Below are 17,633 nucleotides of genomic sequence, written 5' to 3'. Positions count from 1 at the left end.
AATTTATGTATTTTATTTTAATTTCAACAGCAATAATAGTTTTATTGACTATAGGTTCAGGTGTTTATTTGTTATACAACAACACTGATTCATCAAAAACAAAATTAAAGAAAGCATTAAGAACTAATCTTTTTGCTATAATTCCATGTCTTGTAATGGCATTTGTATTCTTAATGCCTAACTCTGCATTTGCAGAATCTGCTGCTGGTGCAACTAATGGTCTTGGACTTTTGGCAGCTGCTTTGTCAACAGGTCTTGCAACAATTGGTACTGGTTATGCAGTAGGTGTTGTAGGCTCATCAGCATTGGGAGCTGTTAGCGAAGATCCATCATTATTAGGTAAATCATTAATTTATGTAGGATTAGCAGAAGGTATTGCAATTTACGGATTGGTTATTTCAATTCTTATTTTGCAACAATTATAATTATGAAATCCGTAATTATAAGTGCGGATAATGTTACAAATCTTGGTATGCGCCTTGCTGGAATCACAGGTTTAGTTGCGAAAAACGAAGCTGAAATGAAGAGAGCTTTTAAGGCTGCAACTATTGATGATACTTTGGGCGTTGTCATTATCACTGAAGAAGTGTTCAATACTATAAAAGATGAAGTGACAAAACACAAAGACAAGGGTAAGAAGCCGTTAGTTGTAACAATACCCGGAAGAAAAGGACTTGAAGACAAAGATTTCTTAATGAAATACATTAAGGGGTCTATAGGAATTAAGGTAGATTAGAGGTAGAAATGATTTTATTAGAAAAGAAATTAGATATTTTTAACAAAATAATCTATGCAAATAAGAAAAAAGATTATGAAAAAAAACTTCTTGAAGTAAAAAACTCTAATCAAAATGAGCTAAAAAACTACGAACAAAAATTAATTGATGAATACAATTTAAATTTGAAAAAAAGAACCAGAAAAGCTGAACAAAAATCTATCGAAAAATTGAGAACTGCTGAACAAGAAAGCAGAAGAGAGCTTTTGGTTTTAAAAGAAAATGTATTGCAAAAATTGTTTGATAATGTTACTAAAAAAATATTGGATTTTGTGAAGACTGATGAGTATAAAGAAAGATTAATCAAGAACATTGAAGAAAACTTGACTGATTTGGATTACAAGGTAGTGTTGTTGGTTTTACAAAACGATTATGATTATGTAACTAAGAATTTCAGTTCAGAAAAAGTCGAAGAAATCAAATCCATTGCGAACAATTACTTGGGTGGATTTATGATTCAAGATGTAGAAGAAACGGTGAATTTTGATTACACTTATTTGTCAAAAATGCAAGATTGCAAACATGAAATGGGTGAAGATATTCATAATCTAATGACAGGCGGTGATATCAATGAATAATGGTAAGATTTTTTCTATTAATGGTCCTGTAATAAAAGGAAGAAATATGACCGATTTCACAGCGAAAGAAATGGTGTTAATCGGTGAAAAGAAATTAATCGGAGAAGTTATCAGCCTTGAAGATGATATCGCAGTTATCCAAGTTTACGAAGAAACTGAAGGATTGAAAAAGGACGATGAAATTTATCACACTAATAAACCACTTTCATTAAAATTAGGACCTGGTTTATTGAAAAATATGTTTGATGGAATAGAAAGACCATTAAAAGAAATAAGAGATAAATTTTCAACTTTCATTCCAGAAGGTATCGGACTTATTTCCATCGACGAAGAAAAATTATGGGATGTCACTATAAAAGTTAAAAATGGTGATACAGTTACTCAAGGACAAATAATAGCAGAAGTTCCAGAAACAGAAGCTATCGTTCACAAAATTATGATTCCAGTTGGAGTTAATGGTACTGTAAAAAATGTGCTTGATAATGGCAAATACAATATTGAGACTACTATTATGCAAGTGGAAGATGATTTTGGAAACTTAACAGATATAAAATTGTACCAAGACTGGCCAATCAGAATTCCAAGACCTTCCAAGGAAAGACTAGATGTCGATCGCTTATTGGAAACTGGTCAAAGAATTTTAGATGTGTTCTTCCCTCTTGCAAAAGGTGGTACTGTAGCAATTCCTGGTGGATTTGGTACAGGAAAAACAATGACACAACACCAATTAGCAAAATACGCCGATGCAGATATTATTATTTACATTGGTTGTGGTGAACGTGGTAATGAAATGACAGAAGTATTGGAAGATTTTCCAAAACTTATCGATCCAAATAACGGTAAGCCACTTATGGAAAGAACTGTGTTGATAGCCAATACTTCCAACATGCCAGTAGCAGCCAGAGAAGCAAGTATCTACACTGGAATTACAATGGCAGAATATTTCAGGGATATGGGATATGATGTGGCAATCATGGCAGACTCCACTTCTCGTTGGGCAGAAGCTCTTCGTGAAATTTCAGGAAGACTTGAAGAAATGCCTGCAGAAGAAGGATATCCTGCATATCTTCCATCTAGAATTGCACAGTTCTACGAAAGAGCGGGAATTGTGAAAACTTTGAACGACAACGAAGGATCAGTTACAATTATCGGAGCTGTTTCACCAGCTGGTGGGGATTTCAGTGAACCAGTTACAGAAAACACTAAGAGATTTGTAAATGTGTTCTTAGGTTTGGATAAGGACTTGGCATATTCAAGACACTATCCAGCTATTAACTGGATGAGTAGTTATTCTTCTTATGTAGAAAAATTAAGAGATTATTACGAATCTAAACTTGGCGAAGATGTTGTAGATTTGAGAAATCAAATGCTTAAATTGTTATACGAAGAAGACAAATTAAAAGAAATAGTAATGCTTGTTGGTGAAGATGTTCTTCCAGACGATCAAAGATTGATTTTGGACATTTCAAATGTAATGAAGCTAGGATTTTTGCAACAGAATGCTTTTAGTAAGGTGGATACTTATGTTCCTCTCAAAAAGCAAGTTGAAATGCTTAAAACTATCAAATTATTATACGAAGAAGGACACAAGGCAATCAAAGAACAAATTCCTATTTCTCAAGTAAAAAATGCAGATTTGTATTCAAAAGTTATCGCCATGAAGAACACAATTTCTAATGAAGATTTAAGTGGAATAAAAGATTTAAATGACGAAATCAAAGAATTTTATAGCGATTTGATTAGAAAATACGAAAAGTAGGTGATTTTATGATAAAAGAATACATTAAACTAAAAAAAGTTGAAAGTTCAATTATAGAAGTTGAAAATGTAAATGAAGCATCTTTTGGGGAAGTTGTCGAAGTAAAATCATCTGCATCAGATAAATCAATGGTCGGTAAAGTTGTAAATATTAGCGATGATACTGTTACAATCCAAGTTTTTGGTGACAGTACAGGAATGAGTACACAAAATACTAAAGTTAGATTTTCACAAAGACCATTTGAAATAGCTTTGTCAGAAGATATTTTGGGAAGAAAATTCAACGGAATTGGTCAACCAATAGATGATGGAGGAGATATTTACGCAGCAAAACGCTACAACGTAAATGGACGTGCCATCAACCCGGTTTCCAGAGTTTATCCTAGGGATTTCATCCAAACAGGAATTAGTTCGATAGATTGTTTGATGACTTTGATTAGAGGACAAAAACTTCCAGTATTTTCTGGATCTGGAATGAGTCACAATAGATTGGCTGCACAAATCGTTCGTCAAGCCAAAATCAAAGGCGCAAACGAAGATAACTTCGCTATTGTATTTGGAGCGATTGGTGTAAAACACGACGAAGCAAGATTTTTCGAAGATACTTTCAGACAATCTGGTGTATTGAATAATGTGTGTATGTTTGTAAATTACGCTGATGATTCAATAATGGAAAGAATTATTACTCCAAGAGCGGCACTAACTGCAGCGGAATACTTGGCTTTCGAAAAAAATTATCACGTTTTGGTTATCATTACTGATTTGACAAGTTACGCAGAAGCTCTTCGTGAAGTTTCATCAAAAAGAGAAGAAGTTCCTTCTAGAAAGGGCTATCCAGGATATTTGTATTCTGATTTGGCATCATTGTATGAAAGAGCAGGTATGATTAAAGATGCAGAAGGCTCTGTAACTTTGATTCCAATTTTGACGATGCCTAATGACGATATCACTCATCCTATTCCAGACTTAACAGGATATATTACTGAAGGACAAATTGTTTTGGAAAGAAGTTTGATGCAAAAAGACATATATCCACCAATCAATGTTCTTCCATCTCTTTCAAGACTTATGAAAGATGGTATTGGTGAAGGATACACAAGAGAAGATCATCCGGATGTAAGTAGCCAGTTATTTTCAAGTTATTCTCATGTTCAAGAAGTCAGAGATTTGGCACAAATTATCGGAGCAGATGATTTGAGTGAAGCTGATCAAAAATATTTGAAATTTGGAGACGAATTTGAAAACAGATTTGTAAAACAAGATTATTATGAAAACAGAGAAATAGAAGAAACACTAGATCTTGCGTGGGATTTATTGAAGATTTTACCAGAAAACGAATTGGACAGATTATCACCAGAAATGATAAAACAACATATGAATAGGTGATTATATGGCGGTTTATAAGATGACTCCTACAAAGGGGAATTTAATAAAAGCTAAAAAGACATTGGATTTTTCCAAAAAAGGTTACAATCTTTTGGATAAAAAAAGAACTGTCCTCATCAAAGAAATGATGGGACTAATGAAAAAAGCACAAACTCTTCAAGATTCCATCGAAAAAGAATTCGATGAAGCTTACGAGCTTTTGACAGAAGCATCCATAACAGTTGGAACTGATAGACTTGAAGAAATTTCCCATTCGATTAGTCACGAAAAAGAATTCGATATAATTTACAAATCAGTAATGGGAGTTGAAGTTCCGAATATTGTATATCCAAAATCAAAAGCCGAAGCACAATATGGTTTCTTCAGAACTAATGCCTCATTCGATAGGGCTGTTCTTGCATTCAACAAAATCAGAGAAACTATTTACGAATTGGCTGAAATGGAAAATGCAGTGTATAAATTGGGTAAAGAGATTAAAAAAACTCAAAAACGTGCCAATGCGTTGGATAAAATACAAATTCCAAAATACGAACAATCCATCAAAGATACTGAAGATATATTAGCTGAAAAAGAAAGAGAAGAATTCTTCAGATTGAAGATGGTAAAAAAGAAGAAAAAATAAATTTCGGTTGGGCAGTTGATTTGCCTGACCGTTTTTTTTGTTATAGTATAGATATAACAAATCAATTTAAAGAAGAGATGAGAACTTGATAAAATTTTTAGCACAATGTATTTGGTGGCAAGATATTGGAAAACCAAAGAAAATTTCTGAAAATATTTTAAGAATATTGTATATTGCATTAGAATTATTTATCAGCTGGTTGTTGATAATATATTTGACAAATTTCAGCTTGAATAAAGTTGTTTATGTGATTTTGTCTGTTTATGTAGTGTTATCTTTATTGACATTCGGGGCTATTAAATCGTATGAGTTGGAAATATATGAAGACAAACCTCTTTTATCTTGGGGATTGTGGATTTTAGGATGGCCACTTTCTTTAATCGGCTTATTCTTTTTAGCTTTTAATAAAGAAAATATTTTGAAAATAACTGAAAAATAATTTTAGGGAATTCTAAAACGAATTCCTTTTTTTGTTTGTGATTGATGTGTGTTTGGGGTATTATATAAAGAGAGGTGATTTTATGTGTAATTGGGATTTGTCCAAGATGTATAAGGACAAAAATGCAATCGAAAAAGATATTAAATTAGTTAACGAAAATATTAATAAAATTGATGAGTTGAAGAAAAATGAAAAGGATAATTTCGTAAAAATATTGGATTTACTTTTCGAAACTGACAGAGTAATGGATAATTTGTACACTTACGCTTCAATGAAAAAGGATGAAAACAGCAAGGTTTCAGATAGTGTAAAATTGGAATTGGAATTGTCATCATTGTACAACAAGCTACAATCTAGATTTTCTTTTGTTGAACCATTTGTTTTATCATTAAAAGAAGATGAACAAGACAAACTTATCAGAGAAAATCCAAGTTATGAAATATTCTTCAAGAAGATTTTGAGATTTAAGGAACACACTTTATCTGCAGAAGAAGAAAACATTATTTCTCTTATGAGTGAAGCTATGTCAAGCCCTCACAATGATTTCTACAGTTTGCAAAACACAGATATGGAATTTCCTTATGTAGAATCAATCGATGAAAAGCTTACAAATGCTAATTTTGTTCCACTATTATCTAAGCTTCCACGTGAACAAAGAAAAGAAGTTTTTGAAAAATATTACGATGAATTAGCTAAGTACAACAATACTTTTGGCTCTACTTTGTATGCAAATATCAAAAATTTGGTTATACTATCTAAAATCAAAAAATACGACAGTGCAAGACAAATGGAATTATTCAACGACGATGTTGAAGAAGTTGTGTACGATAATTTAATCGACATTGTGCACGAATACTTGCCATACATGTACAAATACTACAAGGCAAGAACAAAATTGTTAGGATTAGATGAGCACCACATGTACGATGTTTATGTTCCATCTACAAAAGGTTTTGACCGTGAAATTCCATTTGAAGAAGCTAAGAAAATGGTGATTGAAGCTGTAAAACCAATGGGAGAAGAATATCAATCTATCATGAAGAAGGCTTTTGAAGAAAATTGGATTGATGTTTATCCAAAAGATGGCAAGAAACCAGGCGCTTACAGTTGGGGATCATACGATTCTTATCCATACATTTTATTAAACTACACAAATGATGTGGATTCTGTGTTCACTTTGATTCACGAATTGGGTCATTCAATTCATTCATATTATTCAAGAGCTAACAATGAGTTCAAATATGCAGGCTATACTATATTTGTTGCAGAAGTTGCAAGTACTTGTAACGAAATGTTGTTGTTGGATTATATGATTAAAAACGCTAAGAATGACGATGAAAAACTATACTTGTTAGATCATCACATCAACTCATTCAAATCAACAATTTTCAGACAAACTATGTTTGCAGAATTTGAACGAGAAACTCACAAATTAGTTGAAGAAGAAAAGGCATTAACTGGAGAAGATTTCAACGAAATCTACCTTAACTTAAACAAAAAATACTTCGGAGATAGTGTTGTATCAGATGATTTGATTAAGTACGAATGGTCAAGAATCCCTCATTTCTACACTAACTTCTATGTGTATAAGTATGCTACAGGTCTTAGTTCATCATCAATCTTGTCACAAAAGATTTTATCGGGAAATGAGCAAGATTTGGAAAACTACAAGAATTTCTTAAAAGATGGTAACAAAAACTATCCTCTAGTACAACTTAAAAACGCTGGAGCAAACATTAAAGATAAAGAAGTTTTGAGAACTGCTTTTGAAGTTTTTAAAGAAAAAGTATTAGAATTTGAAAAAATTGTCAATAAATAGGGGAGAAATTCATGAAATATAAATCATTACACACATGTATCAGAGTAACTAATTTGCAAAAATCAATCGAGTTTTATGAAAAAGCATTGGGAATGGAAGTTACTAGCAAGAAAGATTTCCCTGAAGATGAGTTCACACTTGTGTATATGACAAGTGATCACGACTATGAAATCGAACTGACTTATAACTACGGAAAGACAGATTATACTCATGGCGATTTCTACGGTCACATGGCTTTTGAAGTTGAAGATTTGAAAAAATCACACGAATATCACAAATCTTTAGGTTATGAAGTTGATGAATTAGGTGGACTTGAAGGTGTTGCAACATTTTATTTCATGAAGGATCCAGATGGATTTAACATCGAAATAATTGGTAAATAGTATGAATCTTGAGTTAAAACATGTGAATAAATCTTTTGGAGATAACAAAGTTTTAACCGATATTTCATTTAAAGTTGAAAGCGGACGTGCTTTTGGGTTTTTGGGTAGAAATGGAGCCGGAAAAACTACAACTATGAGAATCATTACGGATGTTTTGAGTGCTGATAGTGGACAAGTTTTGATTAACGGCTCTCCCATTAATTATAATGAAGTTAATATCGGATATCTTCCAGAAGAAAGAGGATTGTATTCCAACGAAAAAGTGTTCACGCAATTGTATTATTTTGCCAGACTCAAAGGTACAGATAGAAGAAGTGCTCTTCAAAATGTAAGATATTGGTTGGATAGGTTTGATTTGGCAAAATACAAGAACAGAAAATTGTCCACTTTATCCAAAGGTTTAAGGCAAAAAGTTCAAATCATTTCTGCTCTTTTAAATGATCCAGATATTTTGGTTCTTGATGAGCCGTTTTCTGGACTTGATCCAATCAATGCCCACGAACTAAAATTGGCTGTTGGAGAATTTATACAGAATCAAAAAATAGTTGTATTCTCCAGCCATTTGATGAGTTATGTAGAAGAATTTTGCAGAGATATATGCGTTATCGAAGAAGGTAGAATTATTTTGAATGGGGATTTGAATGAAATCAAAACTTCTATGGCTGAGAAGAAAATGCTACTTAATGCAAACAACATGGGAATTTGGGAATTAAAAGAACTGTTAGAAGCAGAAAATTTGATTTATCCAGATGCTGTTGTTAGAGAGTTCAAACTTTTGGTTAGACTTACTGAAAATGTAACAAAAGAAGATATATTAGAATTTATGATGCTCAATCAGATTGACATCAATTGTTTTAGCCAATATGAACCAAGTCTTCAAGATGTGTTCGTGTCAAAGGTTGGTGTTACAGAATAATGAAAAAATTCAGTAGAGTATTTAATTTTGAATTTAACTCCATAATCAGACACAATTCTTACTTGATTGCGACATTGGTAATTACGGTATTGGTGTTTTCTTTGTCTTTTTTGCCAAGAGTTATGCCATCTATTTTTAATAACGCCAATGCAGGGGCAAACAAAAACGCAACCGTTGATATTAATGCACTCACATTTAAAAACACATGCATTTATTCATCTAATAAGGATATTGACGTTGAATATTTGAAGACTATAATGGGTTTGGATAGCAAAGATGTGCTTACATCGGAGGCTGATGTAAAAAAAGCTGTAGAAAATGGTGAATACAATATAGGATTTGTAGTAGAAACTCCAACAAAGTTCAATTCTTATATCAAAAACAAAGAATTTATGGACGATCATTCCGAAAGGTTTACAAGGACTTTGGAAAAGTATAATTATGACAAAAGTTTAATTAATAATGGAGTAGATCCTGGAATAATTGAAAAAAATTCTAAAGCAAAGATTAATTTTACAGAAAAAGTTTTGAACAAAGACAGGTCACATTCATTTGTATTTTCCATAGTTTTTGTTATACTTTTCGATTTAATGATACTGTTCTACGGTAGTGTCATGAGTAACAATATTTCAAGAGAAAAGAAGGACAAGACAATTGAAGTGCTCTTATCATCTGCAAAGCCAAGTGTGTTTGTATTTGGTAAACTTTTAAGTTCAGCAGTTTTGGGAATAATCCAATACTTTATATTTATTATTGCGGGAATAGTCGGAATATTTGTCAATAAAAACTATTATCCAGAAGGCATATGGACGTTTTTCACAAATACTTTGAGTCTAAAATTCTTGTTGACTATACTTTTGTTTGTAGTATTTGGATTTGTTTTGTATTTGATATTGTTCCAAATTCTTGGACTTGCTGTAAAAAGAGCGGAAGAAGTTAATTTCCTAATAGTTCCAATATTTTTGGTACTCGTTGGATTATTCTTTGTAATAATCAATTCATTAGGAAAAGACAGCGATATATTGATTAAAATATTATCATTTGTGCCTTTTTCATCTGCAACCTTGATGCCGGTTAGGTTTTTGTTAAATGATGTTAAACTATTGGAAATAGGAATATCATTTGGATTGATGCTTGTAGTGATAGTTTTGTTGTTAATGAAAGCAATAAAAATGTATCGCAAAAGCGCAATGGAAAATATCGATTAAAATACTTGACAGAATATGCAAATAGTGTTAGTGTTATATTGTAACAATTAGATAATTATCTTATTAAGAGCAGTGGAGGGAATGGGCCCTATGAAACTCAGCAACCTATTAAATTAGGTGCTAAATCCCACAGGAAATCCTGAAAGATAAGTTTACACATCCTTACCTTTTCAGGTGAGGATTTTTTTATGGAGGTATCATGAAAAACATATTTTTAACATCTGAATCAGTTACAGAAGGTCACCCAGACAAAGTTTGTGACCAAATTTCTGATGCAATATTAGATGCAATTATTAAAGAAGACAAAGATGCAAGGGTTGCTTGTGAAACTTGTTCAACAACAGGACTTGTTATGGTAATGGGAGAAATCACTACAACAAGTTACGTGGACATCAGATCAATAGTTAGAAAAACTTTGGCTGAAATTGGCTATGATAATGCAGATTATGGTATTGATGCAAGAACTTGCGCAATCATCACTTCATTAGAAGAACAATCTACAGATATCGCACAAGGCGTTGATGAATCTGAAGAATACAAGGGCAACAAATCAGACGAATACGATAGATACGGTGCAGGAGACCAAGGAATGGTATTTGGTTATGCAACTAATGAAACAGAATCAGGATTGCCATTGCCATTGGAATTATCACACAAATTAGCTAGAAGACTTGCTACTGTAAGAAAAGAAAAAATCTTGAATTATTTGAGACCAGATGGCAAAACACAAGTAACTGTTGAATACGAAAATGACGCTCCAAAAAGAATTGAAGCTATAGTAGTTTCAACACAACACGATCCAGATGTTGATTACGAACAATTAAAAGAAGACATCAAAAGAGAAGTTATCTTGAAAATCGTAGATGAATCTATGATTGATGAAAATACAAAATTCTTCATCAACCCAACAGGAAAATTCGTAATTGGGGGACCAATGGGAGATGCTGGACTTACAGGAAGAAAAATCATCGTAGATACTTATGGTGGATTCTGTAATCACGGCGGTGGAGCATTCAGTGGAAAAGACCCTACAAAAACTGATAGGTCAGCAGCATATTTTGCAAGATATATTGCAAAAAATGTCGTAGCAGCTGGACTTTGCGACAAATGTGAAGTAGGTTTCTCTTATGCAATCGGAGTTGCAAAACCAATCAGTATGTTCATCAACACATTTGGAACAAATAAAATCGAAGAAGAAAAAATTATTGAAGCAATAAATGAAAACTTTGATGCAAGACCAAAAGCAATAATCGACAAATTAGATTTACAAAGACCTATTTACAGAGATGTTGCAAGCTACGGACATTTTGGACGTAATGATTTGGATTTATCATGGGAAAAATGTGACAAAGCTGAAGCTTTGAAGAAATATCTATAAAATAAAAATCGGTGAATGTTAAAATATTTCAACATTCACTGATTTTTTTAGTACTTTTTTAGTACTCCAAAAAAAATAGATAGCTAAAATTAGCTATCTAGAGTATGTATGGCGGGAAATGGTAGGAATCGAACCTACCCGGGCAGCTCCTAACTACCTGAGACGGTTTTGAAGACCGCAGGGCACACCAGCACCCATCAATTCCCAAATACCTTAATATTATACCAAAAACAAAGTTAATTTACAAATTATTTTACAATTAATTCACAAAAATGTAATAAATACATAATAGATAGGGCAATGCACAAGCAAAGCCCAGTTCTATTATTTAAAATCTTTTACTTTAACCCTGTCATTTTCAATTCTTTTAGTGTACCCTTTAATGTCCAATGTTTCTAAAAGAGTGATAGCACTTTTTCTTGACATATTAAGCATATCTTTGAGTTCTTTTACATTCAAAGTTTTGTTGTTATTGAAATGATTATCGACAGTTTTGATGAATTTGTCGTAACATTTTTTAGAAATCAAAAAGTTATCTCTTAAAATTACGACGTCCTTTTGCAATAAAATCCCTAAAATAGTCTTGTCTTTTTGGTTGTGAACAACATTGTCTATTTTCAATAATTTGTCGAACTGGTTTTGACAAATATCTTGAAGCATTTTCTTTCTGATTTTTTCGTCTTCATCACTTAATTTAACTTTGTGACCTGTAGAGGAAACTATACCACTTTCTTCTATTAAAACTTCTTGGTCGATTAAATCTTTAATCATGTAATTAAAGAAAGGTCTGTCATCATCTAGTTGTAATTTTTTAAGAAGTTCTTCTTTATTAATTCCAGGCAATAAAGGATTTGTTTTGTGGAATGAAATTACGAACATTTTTAATTTACCTAATAATTTTAAGTAAGCTTCTTTTTCTAATACTTTATCATTTCTAATTACAACTTTATCTTCTTGTTTTAGTTCGTCTAATTCTTTTAAAACTTTGTCTTTTGATTCCGAAGAATAGAATACCAAGTCATCTATTTTAGTAGGAAAAATCTCGTCTCGAAGATAATTTAAGATGATGTCTTTGATTTTACCCTCTTCTTTGATTTTTAGATTTTCAATGATTTCTTCATCGAATAATTTATGTTTTCTAACAGAACCATCTATTATAATGCCGCCACCAATTGTAACTTGTGGTGAAAATTGTCTCAAAATAAATGGGTCGGACGTTTTTGCATAAATTTTTTCTTCAAGTCTTATTTGAACCAGTGCTTGAGTTCCTGGTTGTATTACTTGCTTATCAAGAGGGACAACTCTTCCAAAAATTTCTTTTGTTCCGTGGAATAGTCTGACTCTGTCCCAGTGGTTAAGAGGTGAGGCACTTTCAAGTAGCGTAAGTCTAACATCTATCATATTAAATGCTTTCAATGAGTTTTTCTTAGCTATTACATAACCTCTGTCTATTTCATCTAAATTAAGATTTATATTCAAAGCAACCCTCTGTGATGGGTGAGCTACATTCACATTTTTGTTATGGACTTGAATATTTTTAATGTTGATATCTTTTTCTATTGGATAAATAAAAGATTCTCCCTTATGAATATCTCCGTCTAATAAAGTTCCTGTAACAACTGTTCCAATTCCTTTTACGTTGAACTTTCTGTCAATATTCATTCTGTAATCTCTTTCTGCATGTTTTTGCTTTAAATTCTTGGATTCAGAATCTATCATTTGAATTAAATTATCTATTCCTCTTTTCGAAATAGAATCTACTTCGCAAATAGGACAATTTTCAAGGAAAGTTCCTTTTACTAATTCTTCAACTTGTTCGATTGTTTTTTCAGTTTCTTCATCAGTTGCCAAGTCTCTTTTGGTTAAAACGACGATGCCTTCGGTTTTATTTAAAAATCTAAGTATATCCAAATGTTCAACAGTTTGAGGCATTACACCTTCCTTACTATCGATACATAAAAGAATCATATCCATTCCAAAAGTACCGGTCATCATATTTTTTACGAATTTTTCGTGACCTGGTACGTCAATTATTCCAGCTCGTTGACCACTTGGAAGATCAAAATAGCTAAAACCTAAATCGATAGAAATTCCTCTCTTTTTTTCTTCCGGTAGTCTATCAGTGCTATTTCCGGTTAAAGCTTTTATTAATGTAGTTTTTCCATGATCAATATGGCCTGATGTACCTATAATAAAATCCATATAACCTCCAATTAATTTACTAATTCATATTATATCATATTTTTCTATTTTGTATAAAACATAAGGAAATTATTTTCATAAATTTTTGTACAAACATATTAATTTAATTAAATGAAGTAATAACAATTCAAACTTATCAATTACTTTATCAATATAACAAAGTTGATTATCCGAATAATGCATTACAAAGAATACATATGCAATAAAAGTGCGGAAATATGATAATATTTAAAATGATAATGAATATTAATGTGGTTTTCAAATATAATACTAATTTACTTTAGGCAATATAAGTGGTATAATTAAGAATATAAAAGAAAAAATAATTTTAATAACGGAAGGAAAACAATTTTATAGGAGGATTTTAATGAGTTTTACATTTGACTTAAAAGAACGTGCTTCTCAAGTCGAAGAATTTCGAGAATTTGTAAGAAGCAAAAAGGATATTAAAGGTCCTTTGATGCCCGTTTTACAACGTGCACAAGATGAATTTGGTTATTTGCCTAAGGAAATTATTACAATGATTTCTAAAATATTAGACATTCCTTTGTCAGAAATTTACGGTGTTATAACTTTTTATGCACAATTTTCTTTGATTCCAAAAGGAAAATACGATATTCAAGTTTGCGAAGGAACTGCTTGTTATGTAAAAGGAGCTCAAAGAGTTTCTGAAAAACTACAAGAGATTTTGAAGATTCCAGCAGGTAGCACTACTGAAGATCAAAAATTTTCTATCACACCATGTAGATGTGTTGGTTTGTGCGCATTAGCTCCAGTTATTGTTATTAATGGCGATGTGTACGGTAAGGTAGCTGTTAATGAATTAGAATCAATTGTTAGTAAATATAATTAGTTATTAGGGGATTTGTTATGAATATTGAAAAACTTAATGAGATAAGAGAAGAGTATGCAAAAAATATCAAAATGCGTGAACTCGTAAAGGATAAAATTTATGTTGAACATACTAATCCAAAAGAAAAACAAATAGTTGTGTGTGGTGGAGCTGGTTGTGAAGCTACAGGCGCTAAATCTTTGATTGATGAGTTTAACAAATATATAGAAGAAGAAAAAATCGAAAACGTAGTGGTTGTTCCAGTAGGATGTATTGGACTTTGCGAAACTGGTCCTAACGTTGTTGTATATCCTGAAGGAATTTTCTACACAAGAGTTAAATTATCAGATGTTAAGAGCATTGTCGATAAATCTATTGTAAATGACGAAGTTGATGAAGATGTAGTTTACGAAAATGCAAAACAAGACGATAAGATTTTGAAATACAATTCAGTTGATTTCTACGATAAACAATTTAAGATAGCTTTAAGAAATGTAGAAAAAATTCAATTAGAATCTTTAAATGAATATATTGGTGCAGATGGTTATCAAGCTTTACATAAAGCCATTTTTGATTTAGACCAAAAAGAAATAATTGAAGAAATGAAGAAATCAGGATTGAGAGGTCGTGGAGGAGCAGGTTTCCCTACAGGTAGAAAATGGGAATCAGCTTATAAAGTAGAGAATAATCAAAAATATGTTATCTGCAACGCGGACGAAGGAGATCCTGGTGCTTTCATGGACAGAGCGATTCTTGAAGGAGACCCTCATTCAGTATTAGAAGGTATGGCTATTTGCGGTAGAGCGATTGGTGCTAATCAAGGTTTTATCTATGTAAGAGCAGAATATCCAATTGCTGTTAAAAGGTTGAGAATTGCGATACAACAAGCAAAAGAAATGAATCTTTTAGGAAACAACATTTTTGGATCTGATTTTTCATTTGATATCGAATTGAGATTGGGTTCAGGAGCTTTTGTATGTGGTGAAGGTACTGCCTTGATGGAATCTATCGAAGGAAGACGTGGAATGCCTCGTACTAAAATATTCAGAACTGCTGAAAGAGGATTGTGGGATAAACCAACTATTATCAATAACGTTGAAACATTTGCTAATGTTCCAGCAATTATGTATAAAGGTGCAGATTGGTTTACAAGTTTTGGTACAGAAGGTTCACCAGGAACTAAAGTATTCGCTTTAGGTGGTAAAGTTGTAAACACTGGTTTGGTAGAAGTTCCAATGGGATCTACTTTGAGAGAAATAATATTTGATATCGGCGGCGGAATTAAAGATGGCAAGAAGTTCAAAGCTGTTCAAACAGGTGGACCATCTGGTGGATGTATTCCAGAAGAATTCCTGGATACTCCAGTTGATTTCGAATCATTAGGAAAAATCGGTTCAATCATGGGATCAGGTGGAATGATTGTAATGGATGAAGACGACTGTATGGTTGATATTGCTAGATTCTTCCTTGAATTTACTGTAGATGAATCTTGCGGTAAGTGTGTTCCATGTCGTGAAGGTACTAAGAGAATGCTTGAAATTCTAGAAAAAATCACTTCCGGAAAAGGTGAAGATGGAGATATCGAAGCATTAGAAGAATTGTGTGATACTATCACATCAGCTTCACTTTGTGGTCTTGGACAAACGGCTCCAAATCCAGTTATCTCAACATTAAAATACTTCAGAAATGAATATGAAGCTCACATTTACGATAAGAAATGTCCTGCTCATGCATGTAAGGCACTTTTATCATATGAAATTACAGACAAATGTATAGGTTGTACAAAATGTGCTAAAAATTGCCCTGTAAGTTGTATAGAAGGAGAAGTTAAGAAACAACACGTTATCGACAAATCTCAATGTATAAAATGTGGTAATTGCGAAACTGTATGTCCTGTTCACGCAGTAGTTAGGAGATAGATAGTATGATTACTGTAACTATTGATGGAAAAGTAATTCAAACTGATAAGCCTAAATTCATTATCGATTTAGCAAGAGAAAATGGGATTGATATTCCAAATTTATGTTACGATAAAAATTTGGCTGTGGTGAGCGCTTGTAGACTTTGTTTAGTTGAAGTTGAAGGAAGCAAAAAATTAATGACTGCTTGTTCTACTTTGGCAAAAGACAATATGGTTGTTCATACTAAAACTGATAGATTAATAAAACACAGACAAAGAATTCTTCAAATGTTGTTGGATTCTCATCCAAATGATTGCTTGACTTGTCAAAAATCCGGTGAATGTCAATTACAAAAATATTCTTATGAATACGGAGTAAAATTCAGAGAACATGACGGAGCAAGAAGAGAAAAATTAGTTGATGATTCTTCACCATACATCATTAGAGATGATAGTAAGTGTATATTATGTGGTAAATGCGTAAGAACATGTAATGTTATGGATGATAGAAAAATTCTTAATTTCTCAAATAGAGGATACGAAACAAGAATTAACTTAGATATCAACGATACATTTGAATCTTCTTACTGTATTTCTTGTAATAGATGCGTAGTAGCTTGTCCAGTAGGTGCATTGATGGATAAGAGAGCTATGAATTTAGGAAGAAAATGGGAGTTAGAAACTAAGAAAGTTCAATGCAAAGTTTGCGAATACGGTTGTGAATTTGAAGTCTTGAGAAAAAATGGAAAGAATCTTGCATTGAGAGCATTAAGTCCAGAAAATGGCAGACCACTTTGCTTAAAGGGTAGATTGACTACAGAATTATTGAATGTGGATAACCCAAAACAACCTTACAAAAAGATTGGCGGAGAATTTGTCGAAGCTAGCTGGAATAATGTATTAGGTTTGGATAAGATTCTAGACAAAATCGAAAAAATAGATAATTAATATATAAATAAAAAGAATGAATAGGTGAGATAATGAATAGAGAACAATTAATATCAATTATTGATGATGCTGTAAATAGAGAAGATGATTCGTATACATTTTACAAAGATGCAGCTGAAAAAGCTGAAGATCCACAAACTAAAAGTCTTTTTGAAAGACTTAGCAAAGAAGAATTAAAGCACAAAGATTACTTACAAAAATTCTTAGAAACTAAAGCTGAAACTATCAAAATTGATGATAGCGAAGATTATAATTTATCACAAGACATTGATAGACCAAGAATGACTACAGAAATGGACTTCAGAGATGCTATCAAAGTAGCTATCAAAAGAGAAGAAGAAGCTATGCAATTGTACGCTGATATTGCAAATTCTTGCTTAGATAAAGCTGAACAAGATATTTTTGCTGGATTATCTAAAATGGAAAAATTGCATAAAACTGAACTAGAAGAAATATTTTTGAATGTAGGGTTTAACGAAGTTTGGTAGG

At 32.2% G+C, this 17,633-nt stretch carries 17 protein-coding genes, 1 tRNA gene and 1 riboswitch; of the genes, 16 read left to right on the top strand and 2 right to left on the bottom strand.

What is annotated here, in order from left to right; translation table 11 throughout:
* The first annotated feature begins 5 nt into the window (after positions 1-5).
* The 12 genes from GKG00_RS00390 to metK all read left to right on the top strand — a co-directional run bounded on the left by GKG00_RS00390 (position 6) and on the right by metK (position 11,262).
* Complete coding sequence (locus tag GKG00_RS00390) at positions 6-425, top strand: ATP synthase subunit C (protein ID WP_094207412.1); 420 nt, start codon at positions 6-8, stop codon at positions 423-425.
* A gap of 2 nt (positions 426-427) precedes the next feature.
* Positions 428-736, top strand: coding sequence for a V-type ATP synthase subunit F (locus tag GKG00_RS00385; protein WP_060790370.1), 309 nt, complete (start codon positions 428-430; stop codon positions 734-736).
* An 8-nt stretch (positions 737-744) separates the two neighbouring features.
* The gene (locus GKG00_RS00380) at positions 745-1,353 is read left to right on the top strand and encodes a hypothetical protein (RefSeq protein ID WP_154253628.1); all 609 of its coding nucleotides are present in this window, start codon (positions 745-747) and stop codon (positions 1,351-1,353) included.
* Positions 1,346-3,112, top strand: a complete 1,767-nt coding sequence (locus tag GKG00_RS00375) for a V-type ATP synthase subunit A (protein ID WP_154253627.1) — start codon at positions 1,346-1,348, stop codon at positions 3,110-3,112. Before GKG00_RS00380 ends, GKG00_RS00375 begins: the two co-directional genes overlap by 8 nt.
* An 8-nt stretch (positions 3,113-3,120) precedes the next feature.
* On the top strand, positions 3,121-4,497 hold the full coding sequence (locus GKG00_RS00370; RefSeq protein WP_154253626.1) for a V-type ATP synthase subunit B: 1,377 nt from the start codon (positions 3,121-3,123) through the stop codon (positions 4,495-4,497).
* Between the two features lie 4 nt (positions 4,498-4,501).
* The gene (locus tag GKG00_RS00365; RefSeq protein WP_094207409.1) at positions 4,502-5,119 is read left to right on the top strand and encodes a V-type ATP synthase subunit D; all 618 of its coding nucleotides are present in this window, start codon (positions 4,502-4,504) and stop codon (positions 5,117-5,119) included.
* Between the two features lie 85 nt (positions 5,120-5,204).
* Positions 5,205-5,558, top strand: coding sequence for a hypothetical protein (locus GKG00_RS00360; protein ID WP_154253625.1), 354 nt, complete (start codon positions 5,205-5,207; stop codon positions 5,556-5,558).
* A gap of 82 nt (positions 5,559-5,640) precedes the next feature.
* A complete protein-coding gene (gene pepF, locus GKG00_RS00355; RefSeq protein ID WP_154253624.1) occupies positions 5,641-7,377 on the top strand; it encodes an oligoendopeptidase F in 1,737 nt (578 codons plus the stop codon).
* 11 nt (positions 7,378-7,388) lie between these two features.
* The gene (locus tag GKG00_RS00350) at positions 7,389-7,760 is read left to right on the top strand and encodes a VOC family protein (protein ID WP_154253623.1); all 372 of its coding nucleotides are present in this window, start codon (positions 7,389-7,391) and stop codon (positions 7,758-7,760) included.
* Between the two features lies 1 nt (position 7,761).
* On the top strand, positions 7,762-8,676 hold the full coding sequence (locus GKG00_RS00345; protein WP_154253622.1) for an ATP-binding cassette domain-containing protein: 915 nt from the start codon (positions 7,762-7,764) through the stop codon (positions 8,674-8,676).
* Positions 8,676-9,884, top strand: coding sequence for an ABC transporter permease (locus GKG00_RS00340; RefSeq protein WP_154253621.1), 1,209 nt, complete (start codon positions 8,676-8,678; stop codon positions 9,882-9,884). The genes GKG00_RS00345 and GKG00_RS00340 overlap by 1 nt, the downstream gene beginning before the upstream one ends.
* Positions 9,885-9,941: 57 nt before the next feature.
* Positions 9,942-10,037, top strand: a riboswitch (SAM riboswitch).
* Between the two features lie 46 nt (positions 10,038-10,083).
* On the top strand, positions 10,084-11,262 hold the full coding sequence (gene metK / locus GKG00_RS00335; RefSeq protein WP_102163653.1) for a methionine adenosyltransferase: 1,179 nt from the start codon (positions 10,084-10,086) through the stop codon (positions 11,260-11,262).
* Positions 11,263-11,371: 109 nt separating this feature from the next.
* Here the strand turns inward: metK and GKG00_RS00330 are convergent.
* Both GKG00_RS00330 and selB read right to left on the bottom strand, forming a co-directional pair.
* Positions 11,372-11,468 (bottom strand) — tRNA-Sec (locus GKG00_RS00330).
* A gap of 118 nt (positions 11,469-11,586) precedes the next feature.
* The gene (gene selB / locus GKG00_RS00325) at positions 11,587-13,464 is read right to left on the bottom strand and encodes a selenocysteine-specific translation elongation factor (RefSeq protein WP_154253620.1); all 1,878 of its coding nucleotides are present in this window, start codon (positions 13,462-13,464) and stop codon (positions 11,587-11,589) included.
* A 367-nt stretch (positions 13,465-13,831) separates the two neighbouring features.
* On the opposite strand from selB, the gene GKG00_RS00320 reads away from it, so the two are divergent.
* Genes GKG00_RS00320 through GKG00_RS00305 form a run of 4 tightly spaced genes read left to right on the top strand, consistent with a single transcriptional unit; the run spans position 13,832 to position 17,632 of the window.
* Positions 13,832-14,317, top strand: coding sequence for an NAD(P)H-dependent oxidoreductase subunit E (locus GKG00_RS00320; RefSeq protein ID WP_154253619.1), 486 nt, complete (start codon positions 13,832-13,834; stop codon positions 14,315-14,317).
* A 17-nt stretch (positions 14,318-14,334) separates the two neighbouring features.
* On the top strand, positions 14,335-16,215 hold the full coding sequence (locus GKG00_RS00315) for an NADH-quinone oxidoreductase subunit NuoF (RefSeq protein ID WP_110057837.1): 1,881 nt from the start codon (positions 14,335-14,337) through the stop codon (positions 16,213-16,215).
* A 5-nt stretch (positions 16,216-16,220) separates the two neighbouring features.
* Positions 16,221-17,144 carry a 2Fe-2S iron-sulfur cluster-binding protein gene (locus GKG00_RS00310; RefSeq protein ID WP_094207399.1) on the top strand — a complete coding sequence of 308 codons (924 nt, stop codon included), beginning with the start codon at positions 16,221-16,223 and terminating at the stop codon, positions 17,142-17,144.
* 32 nt (positions 17,145-17,176) lie between these two features.
* Complete coding sequence (locus GKG00_RS00305; protein ID WP_094224940.1) at positions 17,177-17,632, top strand: ferritin family protein; 456 nt, start codon at positions 17,177-17,179, stop codon at positions 17,630-17,632.
* The last annotated feature ends 1 nt before the right edge of the window (position 17,633 follow it).

The organism is Finegoldia sp. BIOML-A1, assembly GCF_009678325.1.
Lineage (GTDB): Bacteria > Bacillota > Clostridia > Tissierellales > Peptoniphilaceae > Finegoldia > Finegoldia magna.
This window is presented reverse-complemented; position numbering and strand designations above follow the sequence as displayed.